The organism is Clostridium sp., from assembly GCF_050717535.1.
Taxonomy (GTDB): Bacteria; Bacillota; Clostridia; order Clostridiales; family Clostridiaceae; genus Clostridium_AD.
In genome coordinates this window covers 1-3,965 of record NZ_JBOITM010000065.1, presented here as the reverse complement: position 1 = coordinate 3,965, position 3,965 = coordinate 1, and the positions used below count along the sequence as shown (strand labels likewise).

The 3,965-nt window shown below is 27.6% G+C and carries 2 protein-coding genes; both read left to right on the top strand.

Translation table 11 applies throughout. The features are described 5' to 3' along the window. The coding region (locus tag ACREVU_RS09135; RefSeq protein ID WP_431551284.1) for an ATP-binding protein at positions 1–1,250 on the top strand (1,250 nt) is incomplete at its 5' end. 430 nt (positions 1,251–1,680) lie between these two features. Then, the gene (locus ACREVU_RS09130; RefSeq protein WP_431551283.1) at positions 1,681–3,864 is read left to right on the top strand and encodes an AAA domain-containing protein; all 2,184 of its coding nucleotides are present in this window, start codon (positions 1,681–1,683) and stop codon (positions 3,862–3,864) included. The last annotated feature ends 101 nt before the right edge of the window (positions 3,865–3,965 follow it).

Here is a 3,965-nt window from a genome sequence, read left to right as displayed (position 1 = left end):
AATCTTTTCAATTCTCATCACCTCTTCAATTCTATTGTACAGAAAAGGTGTTTGTTTTTGTGGTTATTTGGAAATTATTCCGGGTTCTTATTTTCCTAAATCTCATGGTTTTAGTTTACCACTTACAGCAACCAACAAAAGAATTTTTTATTAGTTATATCATAAGAGATATTTCTTTAGAGAAGGCAATAACGGATTTAGTAGATAATTCGATAGAAGCTGCCAAATCAATGTCTAATAGCGCATTTTTAAAGGGTTTTGAAATTCAACTTATATTAAATAAGAATAAGTTCATTATTAAGGATAATTGTGGAGGGATATCTAGGGAAGATGCAAAGCATTATGCTTTTACTTTTGGTCATATTAGTCTTTTAGACGGAAAAAGAAAAGATATAAATCATTTTGGAATTGGCATGAAGAGAGCATTATTTAAAATTGGTAACAACATTAAAATTGAATCTATTAGCAAAGGTGATCATTTTACTATAGATTTAGATGTCAACAGTTGGATGAAAGAACTTGAGTGGAATATCGAATTAAATGATATTGTACCACATAATAGCAATGTCATCGGTACAATAATTGAAGTTAAACAATTGAACAAAGTAATATCAAACCATTTTTCAGATAATAAATTTATTTTTAAGTTAAAGGAATTATTAAGTAAAACTTATAAACAAGCATTAGAAAATGGTATGAGAATTATTCTAAATGATTTACCCCTAAGTTATGATGACAATGATATTGAGGTATTTAGGGTCAAAACTAAGATAATTGATTTCAGTGTTGAAATTGTTATAAAAAAAGGTGAAAATAATATTAGAAATGCTGGTTGGAGTATTTATCTAGATGAGATGTTAGTTGTAGAGGCAGATAAAAGTGAACTTACAGGATGGAATTGCTCCAAATTAAGAGAAGGATTTTCATCATCCACTTTTGAAGAAAAGTTTAATAATTTTAGAGGCTTCGTATATGTAAAAAGTAAGAATAAAAACACAAGGCTACCATTTACAACTACGAAAAATGGTTTGGATACAAGTACTCAATCATATTTAGAGCTTAGAAGGTTTATTGTTGAGGTTATGACCAAAATCCTTCCAATGTTTGATGATGATTTAGTAAATATAAGATACCAAAAGTCTAAAGAGGAAGTTGAAAGATTAAAAAGAATTTTAAAAGTAAAATCTGCTAAGAGTGTAGGGGAGAAAACATATGATGAATATATAAGAATTAATAAAATTAAAATATGAAAAACTATTGATGGATACATTTTTCTTGTTGTAACCTTTTAAACAATCATTAGTTTACAATGAAATTATATTAAATAACCTTGTGACCATTAGAAAATAGGGGAATTAACTTAAATGATAATCTATAGAATACAGATAAGATTTGTGTAAAAGCAAGTCTTTTTCCAATTAGGTAGTGATTTTGCTATTAGGGAATAGGTACAAGTGTTTTATGTACTGTTTCCGCATAGCATTTTGGTTTTTGTAATACAAATGGTTATGATGTAGAATCATACGACAATATATGGAAACTTCATGTTAAATAGTGTTATAATAAATTATTATAATAGGCGAGCGAATTAAGTGAATATATAAGAAATAAGGATAATACTAGACAATTATTTTGATTATATATAGGGTGCAAAAATAAAGAGAGAGGAGAACTATAATATTGAATATTGAAGAAAATCTTATTCTTATAAAGGATGAAGATAAAACAGAAAAAATTATTTATTGTGAAAATAGTAAGGGTAAGTGCAAAATTACATTCGATAACAATAAAACATATACATATAACCATGCTAACGTTAAGTGGATTAGACATCCTATTGAGATAAATGCGGAAACTACAATTATATATGAAAATAATCATCCTATTTCTGGTGCTGTTAAAATATTTAAGTTTGAAGAGCAGGTTAAAGTGTGTTTTAAAACTGGTTATAAAAAGCTTTATCCTATATCCAATATAGCAATGGAAGAAACCTGCTTGAAGAATAAATCTTCAAGTAATTGTTTTGAGTATCTAAAAAAATTAGCAGCAAAGGTTAGTATCACTTTAAATGATGATAGCAGTTTTTTAAGCAAACAGTATAATAAAATAAAAAACATTATAATATTTCCCTTTGGTTTTAATCTTAGCCAAAAGAGTGCAACAGAAAAAGCTTTAACTAATCAAATAAGTGTTATTGAGGGGCCTCCTGGGACTGGTAAAACACAGACAATTTTAAATATTATTGCAAATGCTATTATTAACAATAAGACTGTCGCAGTTGTTTCTAACAATAATTCAGCCACAGCAAATGTATTAGAAAAGCTGGAAAAGTATGGAGTGGGTTTTATTGCAGCATATTTAGGAAATAGAGAAAATAAAGAGAAATTCTTCGCTTTTCAGAATTCTTCTTATCCGGTTATGAACGATTGGAACATAGAGAATGAACAGTTAAAAATAGTAAAAAACAACTTAGTGGATTCTCAAAAAAAACTTGATGACCTATTAGATAAACAAAACAAAATAGCTAAGTTAAAGCAAGAGCTTTCTGAAATATCTGTTGAGATAGAGTATTTCAACAGATATTATGAAGAGAAAAAAATTAATATAACTTCATATCATTCTTTATTTAAGCAAAAATCAAATGAAGTAATGTCATTACTGCTAGAGTATGAAATCATTATAGAAAAGCATGGTGTATTTAAATTTAGGCATAAACTGAAAAACTTATTTAGGTATGGCATCACAAGTTTTAAATTTTATAAGAACTCTAGCGAAGATATAGTAGAATATTTTAAAAAAATCTATTATGAATTAAGAATAGATGAGTTAAATCAAGCTATTCATTTATTAAATAACAAATTAGAAAAGGCTGATTTTGAAAACTTAATGAAAGTATACAGTGAAAACTCCATGGAAGTGCTTAAAGCTAATTTAGCTCAGAAATTCATAACAAAAATTAGTAGACCAATATTTTCAATAGATGTACTATGGAAAAACTTTGAAGATTTCCAAAAGGAATATCCAGTAATACTTAGTACCACTCATTCTTTAAGGAGCTGTGCCAGTGAAAATTATTTATTTGATTATGTTATTGTGGATGAGGCCTCTCAGGTTGATATAGTAACTGGTTCGCTAGCCTTATCTTGCGCGAAAAATGCAGTTATTGTTGGAGATTTAAAGCAACTACCTAATATTGTTTCTAAAGAAATTAAAAATATAAGCAATATGATTTTTGAAGAGTACAACTTAGATAAAGCCTACAGTTATGCTGAAAATAGTTTGTTGTCTTCAATAACAAATTTATATAGAGATATTCCAAAGACATTACTTCGAGAACATTATAGATGCAATCCTAAAATTATAGGGTTCTGTAATAAAAAATACTATAATAATGAGTTAATTATATTAACCAATGAAAGTTTAGATGATAAGCCACTTTTAGTATATAAAACGGCTAAGGGAAATCATGCCAGAGGGAAGCTAAATCAAAGACAAATAGACGTAATACTTGAAGAAATACTACCAAAATTAAATCTAGAAAAGTCTCCTAAAACAGTGGGCATTATTTCGCCTTACAGATTACAAACAGAGGAGTTAAAGAAGTTAATTAAAAATGAGAGCATTGAAGTTGATACAGTACATAAATTTCAAGGAAGAGAAAAAGATACTATTATTTTAACTACGGTAGCAAATGAAATAAATGATTTTATAGATGATCCTAATCTTATAAATGTTGCAGTATCACGTGCAGAAAACAAGCTAATACTTATAGTTTCTGATAGTGATATATCAAGAGAAGATAGTAATATAGGAGACTTAATAAAATATATACAATATAATGATTATCCCACAAAAAGCTTGTAATTACTTCCAATAGCAGTACTTATGATATAATAATACCAAAATGATCACTTTAGGAGGATTACTATGTTTTGCAAAAATAACACTCAACAAACTACATTTTT